Annotated in this window: 8 protein-coding genes; 6 read left to right on the top strand and 2 right to left on the bottom strand. The window is 74.6% G+C overall.

From position 1 onward, the window contains the following. Nucleotides 1–99: 99 nt before the first annotated feature. From WMF11_RS10775 to WMF11_RS10760, 4 genes are all read left to right on the top strand, one after another. Nucleotides 100–2,925 carry a hypothetical protein gene (locus tag WMF11_RS10775; protein WP_437977394.1) on the top strand — a complete coding sequence of 942 codons (2,826 nt, stop codon included), beginning with the start codon at nt 100–102 and terminating at the stop codon, nt 2,923–2,925. Then, nucleotides 2,922–9,821: a HEAT repeat domain-containing protein gene (locus WMF11_RS10770; protein WP_437977393.1), complete on the top strand. Its 6,900-nt coding sequence runs from the start codon at nt 2,922–2,924 to the stop codon at nt 9,819–9,821. Before WMF11_RS10775 ends, WMF11_RS10770 begins: the two co-directional genes overlap by 4 nt. Next, entirely contained in the window at nt 9,818–11,707 is a 1,890-nt protein-coding gene (locus WMF11_RS10765) for an SWIM zinc finger family protein (protein ID WP_437977392.1), read from the top strand. The genes WMF11_RS10770 and WMF11_RS10765 overlap by 4 nt, the downstream gene beginning before the upstream one ends. Nucleotides 11,708–12,093: 386 nt before the next feature. Beyond that, nucleotides 12,094–13,596: a reverse transcriptase family protein gene (locus WMF11_RS10760; protein ID WP_437977391.1), complete on the top strand. Its 1,503-nt coding sequence runs from the start codon at nt 12,094–12,096 to the stop codon at nt 13,594–13,596. 6 nt (nt 13,597–13,602) lie between these two features. Here the strand turns inward: WMF11_RS10760 and WMF11_RS10755 are convergent, their stop codons facing one another. Continuing rightward, complete coding sequence (locus WMF11_RS10755) at nt 13,603–14,253, bottom strand: helix-turn-helix transcriptional regulator (RefSeq protein WP_437977390.1); 651 nt, start codon at nt 14,251–14,253, stop codon at nt 13,603–13,605. A gap of 90 nt (nt 14,254–14,343) precedes the next feature. Here WMF11_RS10755 and WMF11_RS10750 point away from each other — a divergent pair, with 90 nt between their 5' ends. Both WMF11_RS10750 and WMF11_RS10745 read left to right on the top strand, forming a co-directional pair. After that, on the top strand, nt 14,344–14,949 hold the full coding sequence (locus tag WMF11_RS10750) for an MBL fold metallo-hydrolase (RefSeq protein WP_437977389.1): 606 nt from the start codon (nt 14,344–14,346) through the stop codon (nt 14,947–14,949). Between the two features lie 77 nt (nt 14,950–15,026). Further along, on the top strand, nt 15,027–15,764 hold the full coding sequence (locus tag WMF11_RS10745) for a hypothetical protein (protein ID WP_437908323.1): 738 nt from the start codon (nt 15,027–15,029) through the stop codon (nt 15,762–15,764). 13 nt (nt 15,765–15,777) lie between these two features. On the opposite strand, the gene WMF11_RS10740 is transcribed toward WMF11_RS10745, so the two are convergent. After that, the gene (locus WMF11_RS10740) at nt 15,778–16,965 is read right to left on the bottom strand and encodes a PAS domain-containing protein (protein WP_437977388.1); all 1,188 of its coding nucleotides are present in this window, start codon (nt 16,963–16,965) and stop codon (nt 15,778–15,780) included. Between the last annotated feature and the right edge of the window lie 232 nt (nt 16,966–17,197).

Here is a 17,197-nt window from a genome sequence, read left to right as displayed (position 1 = left end):
GGAAGCGACGACGCTTCCGTCATCGTCAGATCGACTCTGGCTTGACCTGCACCGCGGGGCTCGCGATTCTCCCAGGCCATCCCGCCGCGGGAGGGCGCCTTGACGAGCTCACCGAACCCGATCGACATCGCGAACGTCAAGCAGCTCGCCACGAGCGGCTCACCCACCCTGGCCGAGGTCGTCGAGGCGTACCTCGAGCAGCCGGATCCAAAACCGGAGACGCCGCCGCGCGAGGGGGCGCTCACCTTCGCGGCGTTCCTGCAGCTGCTCTCTCGCGCGCAGGGCATGCGCTCCCCCGAGCAGCGGCGAGAGCAGTCGACCGACGCGTGGAAGCGCTTCCTCGCGCAGGTCGACGCCGCGCCGCCGCCGCGGCTCGAGCTCGCGGACCTGCTCGTGCGCATCTACGACGAGGGCACGGACGCAGGGCGGAGCGCGCTGCGCGACATCGCCACGAGCGCGCCGCTGGTCTTCGGCGCGTGGGGCGGGCTCAAGCGCATCTACAAGCTGGCCGAGGCGCGGCTCGACGCGGAGCTCTTCGGGGCGCTCGCGTTCCGCTTCGACGTCGAGCTCTCCCGCAGCCGGCGGCGCGAGGTCTCCAGGGGGACGTTGATCTACATGCGCCGCCGCGCGTGGCGCTTCCTGCGCGAGCTCGGGCGGAGCACGCCGGAGCTCTACCCGCAGTTCGCGGTCGAGGTCCTCCGCCACTACGCGCCGGGCACGAGCTTCAGCGACCTCTGGGTCGCGAACCACATCTGGGCGCACGGCACGGGCAAGTACGACGGGCGCTCGTTCCACGGCAACGTCCCGCCGAACGACATGGTGAAGCACCGCGCCTTCGACGACGCGTGGAAGCGATCGCCCGATCCGCTGATGCTCCTGCTCACGGCCTGCCAGGCCGATCCGCCGGCCAAGTTCGCGATCCAGGGGCTCAAGAAGGACTTCGCCGACACCCTGCGGAGCGTCACGCCCGCGTGGCTTTCGCGCCTCGCGTACCGGCCGCTCGCGAGCGCGCACGAGTTCTTGATCGAGACGCTGCTCGGCTCGCCGGAGCTCCACCAGAGCAAGCTGCGGGGCCTCGGGCTGCACGACGCGGCGCTCGCGCTGCTCGGCTCCCCGAGCCCGAAGGCGCGCACGTTCGCGATCGAGTACGCCCGCGCGCACGCGACGGACCTCGACCCGGAGCGCCTCGCCGCGCTGCTCGACTCCGAGCACAAGGACACGCGCGCCTTCGCGGCGTCGGCGCTCCAGGGCAAGAGCCCGCGCGCGCTCGGCCACGCGTTCCTGGGGCGGCTGCTCACGCACAGCGAGACCGAGGCGTGGGCCAGCAAGGCCCTGAGCGAGAGCTTCGACCGCGCCGAGCTGCCCGAGGGCTTCCTCATCGACATGCTCTACGGCGAGTCCGAGCAGAAGAAGTGGGCCGCCGCGTACTTCAAGGCCAAGTACCGGCCCGGCGAGCCGGGGGCGGGCTTCTGGGTGCGCGTGCTCGACGACCCGCGCCACGAGGACGACTACCAGGCGACGAAGTCCGCGCTCGACGCGCTCGGCAAGTACCCGATCGCGGCGATCGGGACGCCGTGGCTGCTCGGCGCGCTCACGCGCAAGCGCCTCGGGTCCACGGTCGCGACCTGGCTCCAGAAGGCCGACGCCCTGCCCGACCTGACGGCCGAGGGCGTCGAGCGCCTGAAGGGGCTCGTCTTCAGCGCCGAGACGCGCGCGGTCGCGCTGGAGGTGCTCGGCAACCCGAAGATCGTGTCGCCGCGGCAGCTCACGCTGCCCTGGCTGCTCGCGCTCGCGCGGCGCGCCGATCCGACGCTCAACGGCTTCGCGCGCCGCTACCTCCTCTCGCACATGAAGCCGCAGGACTTCGACGCGGGGCAGGACGCGAGCGGCCGCGGCGACCGCGAGGCGGGCACGGCGAGGCTGTTCGCGCTCGCGCTCGGCGAGAAGGAGCCCGAGCCGATGCGCGCGTTCGCGCAGACGTACCTGCGCTGCCACCACCCCGTCCTCGGGCCCGAGCAGAGCGAGGCCAAGGAGCTCGAGCTGAAGCCGGCGCTCAAGCGAGGCGCGTTCACCGCCGAGCGCATCTGGCCCGCGCTCTCCGACAAGCGGGACGACGTCCGGCGCTTCGCCGCGCTCATCACGCGCGCCGAGCTCCGGGCGTGGGGCTACCAGACGCGCGTTTACGAGCTCGCGCACAGCGACGCGAAGGAGGTGCGCAACATCGCCTTCGACGCGCTCCGCAAGGTCGGCGATCCGTCGGCCGATCCGGCGATCGCGCTCACGCCGGAGGAGCTCGATCCGGCGCAGGTCTTCGCGCTCACGGAGAGCCTGAAGAAGAGCGCGCGCGAGCTCGGCCTCTCGCTCATCCTGAAGCACTACGCGCGGCTCGGCGGCCCGGAGCGCCTCGGCTGGCTGATGCAGAGCGCCGACCGCGAGGTGCGCCTCTTCGCCGTGCGGATGCTCTGGGAGAAGCACCGGCCGCGCCATCTGCCGCCGGGCTGGCGGCCGCGCGGGGCGCGCGGAGACGACGCGCGCCCCGCGGCGGAGCTGCCCGAGGACGCCGGGCGGTTCGCGGACGTCGAGGCGCTCCGGCGCTTCCTGCGGTACGTGCTGTCCGGGATCCCCGCGGGGCGGTCGCCGGAGCCGGGCGACGACGCGGGCTCGCGCAGGCGCCTCTCGGCGAGCGAGGCCAAGCGGCACGTGATCGAGGTCGTGCGCGATCTCGCGGTCGAGGACGCGGCGTTCGCGGCGCTCGTCGCCCCCGTCATCGCCGAGTTCACCGGGTCGATCGCGAAGGGCGAGTGGCAGGCGTGCCTGGCGGCGCTCCTGCGGCTCAAACACGCGCACCCGGGGCTCGAGATCGAAGGCCTGGGAGCCGTCGGCGAAGGCCGGGCGCTCCCCGGCGTCGGACAGGAGACCGCATGAGCCACGCGATCGGCCATTACGAGAAGGTCCGCGCGCTCGCGATCGGCCCGCGGCTCCTCGCGGTCGGCGGCGTGCGCGCGCCGGTGCCGGGCGAGACGCACGGGACGCGCGAGACGCAGACCACGCCATCCCCCGCCAGCGCGAGCCAGGTGACGCTTTTCGATCACGTGGCGAACAAGCCGGTGCGCTCGATCGACGTGCCCGCGCACGTGCTGGGCCTCGCCTTCGCGGGCGACCTGCTCGCGGCGGCGTGCTCCGACGGGGCGCTTCGCCTCGTCGCGGGCGGCGGGACCGACGTGCGGGCGATCGACGCGCACCCGGGCGGCGCCACGGCGATCGCCGCGGGCGTGTCGCAGAACGCCGGCGCGCGCCTCGCGACCGTGGGGGTCGACGGCGCGCTGCGGGTGTTCCGCGTCGGCGAGGCCGCCGGCTCCCCTGCCCCGCAGCCCGGCGCCGCGGTCGAGGTCGCGTCGTTCGCGCTCTCGGCCGCTCCGCTCCGCGCCGTCGCCTTCGATCCTGCCGGCGAGCTCTGCGCGGCGGCAGGCGACGACGGCGTCGTCCGCGTGGTCACGCTGGCGACGGGCGCCGTCCGCGCCATGCCGGGCCACGACGGGCCGGTCACGGCGCTCGCGTTCACGCCGCGCGACGGGCGGCTGGCGTCGGGCGGCGACGACGGCACCGTGCGCCTCTGGTACCTCGTCGGCGACGTCGAGTGCGAGGTGCGCGGCGCGGACGGGAGCGGTCACGCGGGCGGCGTCCGCGCGCTCCTGTGCCTGCCCACCCCGCCGCCGCAGGAAGACGGCAAGGAGAGCGGCGACCGCCTGCTGTCCGCAGGCGCGGACGGCGCGATCCGCATCCACCGGCTCGAGGACAAACGCAAGCCGCGCACGCTGGAGACGAGCGCGCTGGCGCTCCACGCCCTGGCGCTCGCGCCGGCCGCCGCGCGCAAAGGCACGCGCGGGCAGGCCGCCCGCGGCGGCGCGGACGCGAAGGACGGGCTCGGCGCCGTCTTCGCCGCGGGGGACCGGCGCACGGTATGGCGCTTCCCGATCGACGCCGCCGGCGCGCCCGCGGACGGCACCGCCGAGCTCGCGCACGGCTTCGATGTGCTCGCCCAGGCGCTCTCGGGCGCCCGGCCGGCGCGCGAGAGCGCCGTCAAGACGCTCGCCTCGCTCGACGAGCCCGAGGCGCTCGAGGCCGCGCTTCCCGTGCTCCGCTCGGACCGCGACGCCGAGGTGCGCGCGCTCGCCGCCCGCGAGCTCGGGGCGAAGGGGCGCCGGGGCGCGCGCGCGAAGCTGCGCGAGGCGCTCGACGACGAGAGCCCGAACGTCCGCATGGCCGCGCTCGAGGCGCTCCGCGCGATCGAGCGCGACACGCCGCTCGCCCCGCTCCGGGCGGCGCTCAATGCCCGCGCCGCGGACGTCCAGCGCCGGGCGCTCCTCGAGCTCCGGAAGCTCTACGGCAGCTCGCCGCTCATCCCGGGGCTCATCGCCGAGAAGCTCGCCGGCCGCGACGCCTCCGTGCGGCTCACGGCGCTCGACCAGCTCCAGCAGATCTACCCGGACGGCCCGCAGCCGCTCCGCGCCGCCTTCGAGCGCGGCCCGGCCGACCTCCGGGTCGAGGCGCTCATCCGGGCGGCGCTCGCCGGCTGGCTCTCGGCGCCGGAGTTCGCGCCGATCGCGGCGCGCGCGCTCGACGACGAGGACGCCGAGGTGCGCCGCATCGCGTTCGCGGCGAAGGTGATCGAGCGGCGCGCGCTCGCCCACGCGCTCGAGGCGCGCGACGAGGATCTCGGCCGCGCGGCGATCGACATCGCGCGGCGCGCGGCCGAGGTCCTGCGGCGCGCCGGCGCGGGCGGCGCGGGCGGCGCGGAGAAACCCGCGGCGAACGCGAAGGAGGGGGCGAAGGACGCCGCGAAGGCGGCCGACGAGGCGGCCATCAAGGCGGCGCGCGCCCGGATCCCCGGCGTGGGCAGCCCGGGGGCCGAGCCCGCCGAGGCCGACCTCGAGCCGCTGCTCACCGCGATGGCGTGCCGCACCCCGGACACGGCGGTGCGTGGGGCGCGCGGCCTCGCGCAGCTCGGCGACACGCGCGCCCTCGGCGCGCTGCTGCAGCTCACGCGCGAGCAGGACCCGTCACTGCGACGGCAGGCGGCGACCGCGCTCGCCGAGCTCCGGGACACCCGCGCCGAGAAGCGCCTCATCTGGATGCTCGACGACGCGGACGGGGCCGTGCGCGCCGCCGCGCACGACGCCTACGCGCGGCTCCAGCCGTCGGCCCCGCTCACCGTGGCCGAGGCGTCGCTCCGGTCGTCGCAGGAGGATATCCGCGTCCGCGGGCTCGACCGGCTCGTGGCGCTCGCCGGCGAGGGCAAGGGACCGAGGCCGCCCGAGGCCGAGGCGCTGCTCGCCGACGCGATCGAGGACGAGTCGCCCAAGGTCCGCCGCGAGGCGTTCCGGACGCTGTGGTCGTGGCACGCCTCGGATCCGCAGACGGCGCTCGACCGCGCGCAGCTCGCGCGCTTCCCCGACCTGCGCCTGCGCGCCGTCGAGGAGCTCAAGGCGCACGGCGAGCAGCCGTGGGCGGCGGAGCGGCTGCACGCGGCCATCGGCGACCGCGACCCGAGCGTGGCCCAGGCCGCGTACGACGCCGTCGTCAAGCTGCGCGGCAAGGAGGCCGCGGAGCCGCACCTCGCCGCCATGGCGTCGATCCACCCCTCGGTCCGGGAGAGCGGCGCGCGCGGGGCCGCGGGCATGCCGGCGGGCGACGACACGCGCAACTCCCTGCTCCGGCTGCTCGCCACGCGCGTGCCGGTGGGCGAGGCCGCGCGCAGCGCCCTGAGCAAGCTGCTCGAGGACGAGCACGCGGGGCCGCGCATCGCCGCGATCGAGGCGCTCGACAAGCTCCTGCCGGGCGAGGCGGGGCCGCTCCACATCGGCCTCCAGTCGAGCCACCTCGACCTCCGGGTGCGGGCGGCCGAGCTCTGCGCCGTCCGGCGCGACGAGCAGCTGATCAACCCGATGCGGGCGCTCCTCGCCGATCAGTCCCTCTTGAACGCGGGTCGGGGATCCGCGTTCGCGGTCCCCTCCGCGCAGCTGCCGATCCAGGTCCTCGGCCCGCTGCGCGCACGCGCCGCGACCGCGCTGGCGACGCTGGGATCGCCGCGCCTCGTCAAGTACTTCGCCACCGAGCTGCTCAAGGACGAGTACCCCGACGTGCGCGAGCAGGCCGCGCGCGGGCTCGCGATGGCCGCCCGCCGCGGCGAGGAGGGCTACCTGCTCGACGCCATGGGCCACGCCGACGTCGCGGTGCGGTCGTGGGCCGCCGACGGGCTCGCGCGGCTCGGCGACGTGCGGGCGCTGCCGGTGCTCACGGGCACGCTGCGCCACGAGCACCCGCCCATCCGCGTCGCGACGATCATGTCGTTCGCGGCGCTCGGGCCCGAGGGCTACGGCGGCATGCTGCAGGGCCTCGAGGACAGCTCGCGCGAGGTGCAGGAGATCGTCTTCGCGATCGTGCTCGCGCGCGACCTCAGGGCCTTCCGCCGCGGCGACCCGCCGGACCTCCTGACGAGCGCGCTCTCGTCGCAGCGCTCCGACGTGCGCTTCGCCGCGGCGCGCGCGCTGGAGCTCCGCACCGATCCGGAGCTGTACCTCGCCCACCTCATCGAGGCGCTGATGCCCCCGCGCCCCGACACGGCGGAGCAGGGCCGCGCGGCCGACGGCGAGAAGCCCGCCGGCACGAAGGACTGGCCGCCCGAGGTCGCGCGCGGGCGCATCCTCGTCGGCCTCGCCGAGGCGCTCGCCAGCGACGACCCGCAGCAGCGCTACGCGGCCGCGCAGGTGCTCCGCATCCGGCGCAAGCCGGTCGAGTACTTCCGCGAGGCGAAGCGCGTGGCCGCGCTGCGCCCCGCGGGCGCCCACGTCGTGGCGGACACGACCCCGCGCGCCGCGGAGGAGACCGACACGAAGCCCGCGAAGGGGTGGCTCCGCCGCCTCTTCGCGCAGCCCGAGCCGAGCGGGCAGAGCGGCCAGAAGCAGAGCGACAAGCCGGCCGGCGACGCGGTCCCGGAGGGCGAGCAGCGGCGGCTGCGCTGGCTCGCGTTCGGCGCGTACATGGGCCTCCTCCGGCAGGTCTCGGCGGGCGACGACGAGGCGCACCGCACGCGCCGCGACGCCATCGATCGCATCGTCGACGTCTGCGCCAAGGGGCACGTCAGCAGCACGGCCGCCGTCCCGCCGCTCGTCCGGGCGCTCGACGACCCGCACCACCTCGTGCGCAAGGCGGCGTTCGCGGGGCTCAAGGCGCTCTTCCCCGCAGGGGCGGGCGAGCCGCTCGCGCTCGGGCTCGCCTCGGCGTCGGCCGACGTGGCGCGGACCGCGCTCGACGAGATCGCCGCGCGCGGCGGCGACGCCCGCCCCGAGATCGTGCGCGCCCTGAGCTCCGCGCTGCCCGACGTGCGCCGCTACGCCTTCGAGCTCCTGGAGCGGCTCTCTCCGAAGGGCAGCCTCGACCCGCTCCTCGCGGCGCTCGGCAGCGAGCACGCCGACCTCCGCCTCGGCGTGCTCGAGCGCCTCGCGTCGTCGAGCGATCCGCGCATCGTGCCCGCCCTGTGCCGCGCGATGGAGAGCGATCACGACGACCTGCGCCTGCGCGCCGCGGAGCTCCTCGCCCGCAGCCGCGACGATCGCGCGGTCGACGTGCTCTCGGCGTTCCTGCGCGAGGGCGCGGCCGCGCCGGCGGCGCGCGCCCGCAAGGCGCTCGTCGCGCTCGCGAGCGACGCGGCGGTGCGGGCGCTCGCGGCGCGCATGGATGAGGCCGCCACGCCGGCGGACCGCGCCGCGCTGGCAGGCGCGCTCGGGAGCACGCGGAACCCCGCGGCCACCGCCCCGCTCGCGGCGCGCTTCGACGACGAGGCGGCCGAGGTCCGGAGCGCCGCGCTCAAGGCGTGCCTCGAGATCGTCGACAAGGGGCGCGAGCGCGAGAAGCGCGAGACGGCGCTCGCGCTCGCCTTCCTCGCCGCCGCCACGCGCGCGAAGGACCCGGCGCTGCGCCTCGCCGCGGCGCGCGAGCTCGATCTCGGCGACGATCCCGCGCAGAACGACCTCCTTGTCGCGCTCTTCGCGGATCGCGATCTCCCCACGCGCGTCGCGGCCGTGACCTCGTACGCGAAGCGCGTCAAGGGCGATCGACAGGAGCGCGCGCCCTCGGGGCCGCTCGAGGCCGTGCTGCGCGCGGGCGCGCGCGAGCTCGTGCTGCCCGCCGCGGAGGGGGTGGCCGAGCGGGGCCTCGCGTCAGCGCTCCGGCCGCTCCTCCTCGTCGTGCGCGCGGGCGAGCCCGGGGAGCGGGAGCGCGCGCTGCTCGCGCTCGGCACGCTCGGCGACGCCCGCGCCCTGGAGGAGCTCGAGGCGGTGGCCGCCGGCGGCACCAAGGAGGCTCCCATCGAGCCGAGCATGCAGGCCGCCGCCACGGAGGCGCTCGGCCGCATGGCCCCGAAGCTCGGGAGCGCCGAGCTCCGCAAGCGCGCCTCGGAGCGCGTCGAGCAGGCGCTCCACGCGGACTCCATCGATCTCCGCGAGTCGGCGGCGAAGGGCGTGCGCTGGATCGGCGGCGAGCGCGCCCGCGTGCTGCTCGAGGAGCTCGTGCGCGCCGGCGACACGCCCGACAGGCTCCGCGTCGTCGCGGTGAACGAGCTCGGCCTGCTCGGCGACGGCGCGGCCGAGCCCGCGCTCGCCCGCGCGCTCGACTCGCGGAGCAGCGAGGTCCGCAAGAACGCGCGCAAGGCGCTGGAGAAGCTCTTCCCTGGCGAGCGGACGCGCGTCGAGCTCCTCGCGGTCGGGAGCGAGTACGACGACATCGCGGGCCCGGCGGCGAGCTACCTCGCCGCGGAGGCCGACCCGGCCGAGCTCTTGCCGCGGCTCGCGGCGCTCAAGGACGAGGACCTGCGGCAGCGCCTCGCCATGGGCCTGCTCCGCCGCGGCGCGCTGCCTGTGGCCGCGCTGCTGCGCATGCTCGAGGACGAGCGCGCCCCGGCGCGGCAGGAGGCAGCGCGGCTCATCGCCGCAGGCACCGTGGCCGGCGATCGCTCGGCCCTCGCGGGCGCGCTCGCCGCAGCGGCGCAGCGCACCGCGGAGCGCTGGTCGGCCGCGCACGGCGACGAGCGCAGCGCCGAGGCCGCGGCGTGGCGCGAGCTCCTCTGGGCCGCGGGGCGCGCCGGCGCGACCGCGATGGCGCCCGCGCTGCGCGCGCTCCTCTCGAACGACAGCGCCCCCGGCGAGGTCCGCCGCGAGGCCGCGCGCGCCCTCGGCGCGCTCGAGTCGGCCGCGAGGTCCGCAGGGGCCGCGCCGCCGGCGGGCGCCGTGGAGGCGCTCACGGCGGCCCTCAAGGACATGGACGCCGGCGTCCGGGCCTCGGCGTCGGCCGCGCTCGCCGCGCTCGCGCCGGACGGCTCGGCCGCGATCGCCGTGGCGGTGAGGCCGTTCGACCCGGTCGCCTTCGGGCCGACCGCGCGCGTCGCCTCGCCCGAGGCGCTCGCGGCGCTCGCCGCGACCGAGCCGGGCCGGCGCCTCGCGCTGCCGTCGATCCTCGCGCGCCATGACGTCGCCGCGCTCGCCCCGCTGATCTCGCTCGCGCAGGGCAGCGGCGGCGACGCCTCCGCGCGCCTCGACGCCATCGCGGCGCTCGGCCGCGCAGGCGGCGAGCGCGCGCTCGAGGCGCTCGCCGCGCTCGCCTTCGACAAGGAGAAGGCCAAAGAGAAGGCCGACGTCGCCGTCCGCAAGGCCGCGTACCGAGCGTACCGCCGCGCGAAGCGCAAGGCGGCGGATCCCCGCGCGGCGCGGCTCGCGACCGCGCCCTCCCCCGCATCGCCCGAGACCCCCGAAGGAGTCAACGCATGACGGCCGCACTCGCCCGCCCGATCCTCCTCCGGTACGCCGCCCCGAGCGAGCTCGCCGCCGCCCCGCTCCACTCGAGCGTGCGCCTCTCCCTCGACGGCGCCCGCGGCCCGGTCGGCGTGCGCGGCACCGTCCGCGACGCGGCGCTCTTCCGCGACGCGATGGCCGCGCTGGCGACCATCCTGGAGAGCGATCTCCGGTACAAGGGCCGGGATCGGACCGCGTACCTCGCCTACCTGATGAAGCAGGGCAAGAAGGCGACGGCGGCCATCTGGGAGGCGCAGAAGGCGTTCCTGGAGGGCGCCTTCCCCGACGACGCGGCGACCCAGGGCGACGGCTCCGCCGCGAAGCCGCGGGCCTCCGGCGCGCTCGATCCCGTGCTCACGGTGCACCCGGACGAGGTCTCGATCGAGGTCTTCTCGCGCGACGAGAGCGCCTACGCCCGGCTCGCCTTCTCCAGCGACCTCTTCGAGGGCCGCGAGGCGGCCCACGGCACCGCCTTCGTCGATCTCTCGCCGCGCATCGTCGAGCAGATCGATCGCCTGCGCGCCTACGCCAAGGTGGAGCTCGACGCAGGCGTGGCGCGCGGCGACGCCGCGGCAGCCCGCGCGACGCCGATCGAGCGCTCGCTCGAGGTCCCGACGACCTGGCTCCGCGGCTTCCTGCAGGTGCAGTCGGCGGCGACGCTGCCCGCGGTCTCCTGCGAGCTCGCGCCGATCGATCTCTACAACGCGCTGTTCGTGCTCCGCACCCGCAAGGCGAAGAAGCCGCCCCGAGGCCTCCGCTTCGAGCTCGTCCCCGGCAAGCCGCCGCGCCTCATCCTGGAGCCCTGGGAGATCTTGATCGAGGGCCACGGCCCTCCGTACGAGGGCCCGCCGCGCGTGGTCCGGACCTTCGGCCGGCAGCGGCTGCTCGCGCTGTCGCGGCTCCTGCCGCACGTGCAGCGCGTGCGCGCCGAGCTCCGGGGCCCCGGGCTGCCGGTCTTCTGGGTGCTCGATCTGGGCCGCGCGACGCTGACGATCGCGCTCACGGGCTGGACCGACAGCAGCTGGGCCAGCGCCGCCTCGTTCGACGCCCTGATGCCTCGCGAGGGGAAAGGCGGCGACAAGGCGCGCGCGGCGCTCGACGCGCTCGCGGGCAGGCAGATCGCCCTCCTCCGCGAGCGCGGGCCGCTCCCGCTCGCGTCGCTCGCGGCCGGCGGCGGCGCCGAGGACGCCCGCGCGGCGCTCCAGCTCGAGTGCCTGCGCGGCCGGGTGCTCTACGACGTCGCGCGCCGCGTCTACCGCCCGCGCGAGCTGTTCGCCGATCCGGTGGACGAGCGCGACATCCGCTACAGCTCGCCCCGCGAGGCCGCGGCCCACCGCCTGCTCGGCGCGCCCGGCGCGGTGAGGCCGACCAAGGTGCACGAGATCGCCGGCGAGGGCACCGAGATCCACGGAGAGGTCGCGGACCGGGAGGCGCACCGCGACTTCGCGCCGCGGTTCACGATGGATCTCGAGGGCCGCGTCTCCGACGCGTGGTGCAGCTGCCCCACGTTCCGCCGGAGCGGCCTCCGCGAAGGTCCGTGCGAGCACATGATCGCGCTCCGCGTCGCCTACGCCCGCGAGCGCGCCGAGCGGGACGCCCTGCGCCAGACGGCCGAGGGGCGGTCGCTCATCCGCGCCGAGACCCGCACGTACGTGCGGCGCGAGGCCTCGGGCGCGGAGGTCGTCTACCGTGTCTCCCTGGACGACCGCGTAGTACACCTGTCGTGGGGGGCGCGCGCCGAAGCGCCTCGACACCAGCGCATTTGGTTTGACACGGACGGCGAAGCGCGCGACGCGTATTTCAAGAGACTGGATGCATTGACGTCCTCCGGGTTCGTGGACGCCGACGCGTCGTCAGCATGAGAGAGGAAAGGAGGTCAAGAAAAAGAGATTGTTCGTGTTGCCAGGAGAGGTTCTGAACGCACCAGCCTCCACGCCTCGAGCGTAGGAGCGGCGTCGCGCCGCTCTGGAGGAACCGCCAGTCACTCTCCGCAAGGTAGCCTGTTCTTGGTTCTCTTCGGCTAGACGAGCCCTACGGCGTCGGGAGAGCTGAGACAACCTCGCAAACGCCGTTTCTCCCGACGCCGTAGGGCTCGTCTAGCCGGAGAACCGGTGAGGCTACCGTGCACCAAGCGATGAAGGTGATGCGCTTGGAGCCTCTCTTGGCGACATGAGACAGCGATCGACGGTCCGGTGTCCCGAGGACAGATCGCTTCCATCGTGACTCACCACCACGCTCCCACCGAGACATGACCGCGAAGATCGACGCGACCGTTCAAGCCCGAGCCCCCGTCGTTCTCCCCATCACGACGCCGCCTGCCCCCGGCGGCGCGGCGGCGCGCTTCCACGCCGCCGCAGGCGCAGAGGCGCGCCGGCTCGCCCACGAGGAGCGCGTCGCCCGCTGGAAGGCGATCGACGAGGCGGGCGGGATCGACGCGTGGGTGAGCGCGGAGCTCACGTCGAAGGGCGCCCTCGCGACCGGCGATCCCAAGGCGATGTCCGACCGGGAGCGCGCGCAGTGGAAGGAGCGCAAGAAGGTCGAGGCCCGGGAGCGCCGCTCGCTGCGCCGCCTGGCCTGGGAGGCCTACGTCGCCACGCACGTCAACCACCTCGGCGCGGGCGTGCACTGGAGCGACCGTGGCGGGCCGGACAGGCTCGATGTGCCCGGGCTGAGCGAGCGCGCGCGGGCGCACGGCCTCCCCGACCTGCCGGGCGCGGCCGAGCTCGCGAGCGCGCTGGGGCTGTCGATCCCGCGGCTCCGCTGGCTCGCGTACCACCGCGAGGTCGACACGGGCACCCATTACCGGCGGTGGCACATCCCGAAGCGCGACGGCAGCGCGCGCACCATCTCGTCGCCGAAGCGGGATCTGAAGCGCGCGCAGCGCTGGGCGCTCCGCAACCTGTTCGAGAAGCTGCCGGTCCACGCCGCGGCGCACGGCTTCCTGGCGAGCCGATCCATCGTCACGAACGCCGCCGCACACGCGGGCGCCGACACGATCGTCAAGGTGGACATCAAGGACTTCTTCCCGACGATCACGTGGCGCCGGGTGCGCGGCCTGCTCCGCAAGGCTGGCGTGGCCGAGGGTCCCGCGACGCTCGTTGCGCTCCTCTCGACGGAGGCGCCGCGGGACGTCGTGCAGTTCCGAGGGCAGACGCTCTACGTGGCGACGGGCCCGCGCGTGCTCCCGCAGGGCGCGCCCACCTCCCCGGCGATCACGAACGCGATCTGCCTGCGGCTCGATCGGCGTGCGTCCGGCCTCGCGCGCAAGCTGGGGCTTCGTTACACGCGGTATGCCGACGATCTCACGTTCTCCTTCCGCGCGCCCGAGGCGCCGGGCGTCGCCGGCGCCGCGCGGCCGCGCGCGCCGGTGGGCGCGCTGCTCCGCGGGCTCCGGGAGATCCTGAGCTCGGAGGGCTTCCGGCTGCATCCGAGCAAGACCGTGGTGATGCGCAAGGGCAGCCGGCAGAAGGTGACAGGCCTCGTCGTCAACCAGGCGAGCGAGGGGGCGCCGGAGGCGCGGGTCCCGCGCGAGCGGGTGCGCGCGCTGCGGGCGGCGATCCGCAACCGGGAGCTCGGGAGGCCGGGCAAGGGCGAGACGCTCGCGCAGCTCAAGGGGCTCGCGGCGTTCGTGTACATGACGGATCCGGCCAAGGGGCGCGCGTTCCTCGGGCGCATCGAGGCGCTGGAGCGCAGTCAGCCGGCGCCTGCCGGCGAGGCGAGCCCCCACGACGCGCGCCCCGTGCCGACGTAGGGCGGGCTACTCCGCGGCCGACGAGCCCCGGGCCAGCGACGCGGCGCCGGCCGTGCGCCCGCCGCCCCCGCACGTGCGCGTACTCGTGTGATCGCGCGCCGCGCGCCGGTAGGCCGCGGGCGTCGTGGCGAAGTGGCCCCGGAACAGGCGCGTGAAGTGGCTCGTGTCGCGGAAGCCCCAGCGCGCGGCGACCTCGGACACGGCCTCCAGCGGGCGGAGCGAGAGCTCGCTCGCCGCCCGTTCGAGCCGGCGCCGCCGGATGTGCGCGGCCAGCGAGCAGCCCAGCTGCTCGGCCATCACGCCGTCGAGGTAACGGCGGCTCACCCCCTGCGCCCGCGCGATATCCGCCGGCTGGAGCGTCGGATCGCCGAGGCGAACCTCGATATCGGCCAGCGCCCGCTCGACCCTCGCCTGCGGAAGCTCGGGCGCGCGGCCGCACATCCCGATCGCCTCGAGCACCACGCCGACGGCCGCCACGCAATCGCGCTCCGACAGCGACGAGCTCTCGCACAGGATCTGCCGCAAGAGCCCCGCCACGACCCGCTCGCCCGCGTGCTCTTCGCCGCGCGTGACGGCCGTCCGCAGGTCGACAGGGCCGGTCCGCACCGCGCGCTCGAGCATCGACTCCGGAGGTGTCGCCACGTGGGTCAGTTCCATCGTGGACCATCCGCCGCGTCGAATCGGGCCAGGCGAGGGCCGCCTCGACACGCCACCTTGGGGCCAGGCGTTCGACCCCGGAGCAACATCATGTCTGCCGCCCAGATCATTCGCGTGCCCATTCTACGCTTTCGCATGCTCAACGCCCACCTGCTCGTCGGCGCCACGGGTTGCGTGCTTGTCGATGCCGGCGTGACGGACGCGACGCCCAGGGTGGGCGAGGCGCTGGCGCGCGCGGGCCGTGGCTGGTCCGACTTGAAGGCGATCGTGGTCACTCACGCCCACGTCGACCATGCCGGGAGCGCCGCCGAGCTGCGCGAGCGCTCCGGGGCGCTCGTCGTCGCCCACGAGGCCGAGGTCGAGCACCTCAACGGGCGTGCCCCGATGACGTTCTGTCCGACGGGTTGGTTCGGCCGCTTGTTCGTCCGGGCCCCTCTCGTGCACGAGCGCTACGCGCCCGTCGCGCCCGACATCGTGCTGTCCGGCAACGAGACGCTCGACATGCTGGGCGAAGGAAGGAGCGTGGGGCCGCCGACGTATACGCTCCATGGCCAGGTCCCAACAAGGGAGTGGCGAGTCGACCGATCACGGCCGTTGCCTGTTGAAGCAACAGCGCTCCCACGCTGCACGAGGACACTCCACGACAGCGTCGAGCGGGCGTCCCGCTTGCGTGGTTCAAGCGTGAACCCCGCGTGAGGTCATGCCGCTGCGATGCTGCTTTCTCCGCGAGGTGCCTGGACATCGCGAGTGTGGAATGGATAGGATGGTCGGCTATGCGAAAGCCATCTGCTCGTCTCCTTGCGCTTCCGGCCGTCCTGCTCTTCGGCGCCCTGCTCTCGGGCTGCCCCAACCCGAACACCTACGGAACCCCGCGGACCGTGGCGCCCGGCAAGGTCGCGCATTCGGTGTCACTCGAGAGCTTAGGCTACATCGGCGAGAGCACCGAGGACGAGGTGAATCCAGAGACCGGCCAGGCGGAGGCGAGGAGGAGGACGACCAGCGGGTTCGTGCCGACGCTGCCCTCGTATCAGCTCCGTTCCGGCTTGACCGACATCCTCGACGTCGGCGCCCACGTCCATAACCTCAGCTCGTTCGGCGTCGATCTCAAGGTGAACCCGGTCCGCGGCGTCTTTGATCTCGCCGTCGATCCAGGGGTTCAGTACTTCTACCTCGCGTCCGACGAGGCATCGGTCCACATCGTCTACCTTCACGCGCCGGTGATGCTCGGCGTGAACCCGACGGACTGGTTCTCGATCGTGCTGACCCCTGGCGTCACCTACGGCCTCGCCTCGGGCAATATCGTGGACGACGGGGAGGCCGCTGCGACCGCGGATGGCCTCCTCCTCCGAGGCAGCGTCGGGTTCCAGTTCCGGACCTCCGACAACTTCGCGATCCACCCGGAGCTCACGATGATGAAGAGCCTCGAGGGGCCGGGGCTCGTCTACAACTTCGGCATCGGGTTCAACTTCGGCGCGCTGCCGAGCTACAAGGACCTTCAAGAGCCGATGTGACGAGCCCGCCGAACTAGCGGGCTGGGCTGGTCGTCGAGAAGAGGCGGATCGCGTCCTTCGGGGTGCGCATCGTGACCATGCTCGACAGATCGATGCCCAGCGAGGTCATCGTGTGCGCGACCGCCGGCTGGATCCCCGTGATCGCCGCGCGCGCGCCGAGCAGGCCTATCGCGCGGACGATGCCGACCAGCCGGTCGGCGGTGCGCGTGTCGATCGTCTCGAGCGCCGAGAGGTCGAGCACGACGCTGCGCACCTGCCGCGTCGCGATGATGTTGAGAAGGCGCTCGGTGAGCGTCGCCGTCCGCTCCTCATCCATGGCGCCGATGAGCGGCACGCCGACGACGCCATCTGCGACCTCCAGGATGGGCGCGGAGAGCGCCAGGATCTGCCGGTGCTGCGCCTGGATGACGGCGAGCCTCCGGTCGAGCTCCGCCGCGAGCGCCGACTTCTCGTCCGCCTCGCGCCGGGCCGCCGCGGCCATGGCCTCGAGCTCGCGCGCCGAGCTCTGGAGCGCGTCCTGCGCCCGCTGGCGCTCGGTGACATCCACGCAGAAGCAGGCGACCTGCACCTCGCCGCTCCTGCGGAGGATGGGCTTCTTGACCGTCTCGTACCAGTGCACGTCGCCGTTCGGCCGCGTCTCCTTCTCCTCGATGACCACGGGTTGTCCCGTGTCGATGACCTGCCGGTCGACGCTGGTGAAGCCCGAGGCCTCATCCGCGCTCGCGGTGAGCTCGTGCTGGGAAGCGTGGACGACCTGCGCCGGCGTCATCCCGTAGCAGCTCGCGAGGGCGCTGTTCGCCATGACGTAGCGGCTGCGCCGGTCCTTGATGAACATGAGGTTGGGCGCGAGATCGATGAAGTTGCGCAGGAGCTCCAGCTCCTCGGCGAGCGCCTCCTCGCGGCGGCGCTGCGCGGCGTCGTCGGCCGCATGAGCGTGGACGAAGACGAGCGGCTCTCCCTCGGATCTCGAGCACCGCAGGAGCGTCCAGCGCTGCGGGCTCGCCCCGCTGCTCGCCGTGGCGTCGATCTCCGCCCGGCTCTGGACCCCGCCGAGCACCGCGCGAGCGGCCTCCTCCGCCTCGGGCACAAGCAGCGCCGCCTCTCCGAACGCGTTGCGCCAGGCCAGGTTGGCCTCCCGCAACCGGAGGTTCGCGTCGAGCACCGCGAGCGGTTCAGGAAATGCGTCCAAGTTTGCGTGCATCCATACCTCCCCCGCGGCCCGTGCGGCGCAGCAGACGCACCATGCCGCATCGTTGAAGATGCCTGTGCTTCAGCGCCTTGTCTACGGCGCGCGCCGGTGCCCGCGACGAAAGCCACCGTCCCTCACATCGGAGGTTCCGTGAGTGACGGACGGGCGAGCGGCGCTGGATGGACTGGGCCTGGTTCGCGATGTAGAGCGACAGGCCATGAGGGAGCAGGACTCCGCCCGTCCA

This window comes from Sorangium sp. So ce295 (assembly GCF_051527405.1).
Lineage (GTDB): Bacteria > Myxococcota_A > Polyangia > Polyangiales > Polyangiaceae > Sorangium > Sorangium cellulosum_B.
This window is presented reverse-complemented; position numbering and strand designations above follow the sequence as displayed.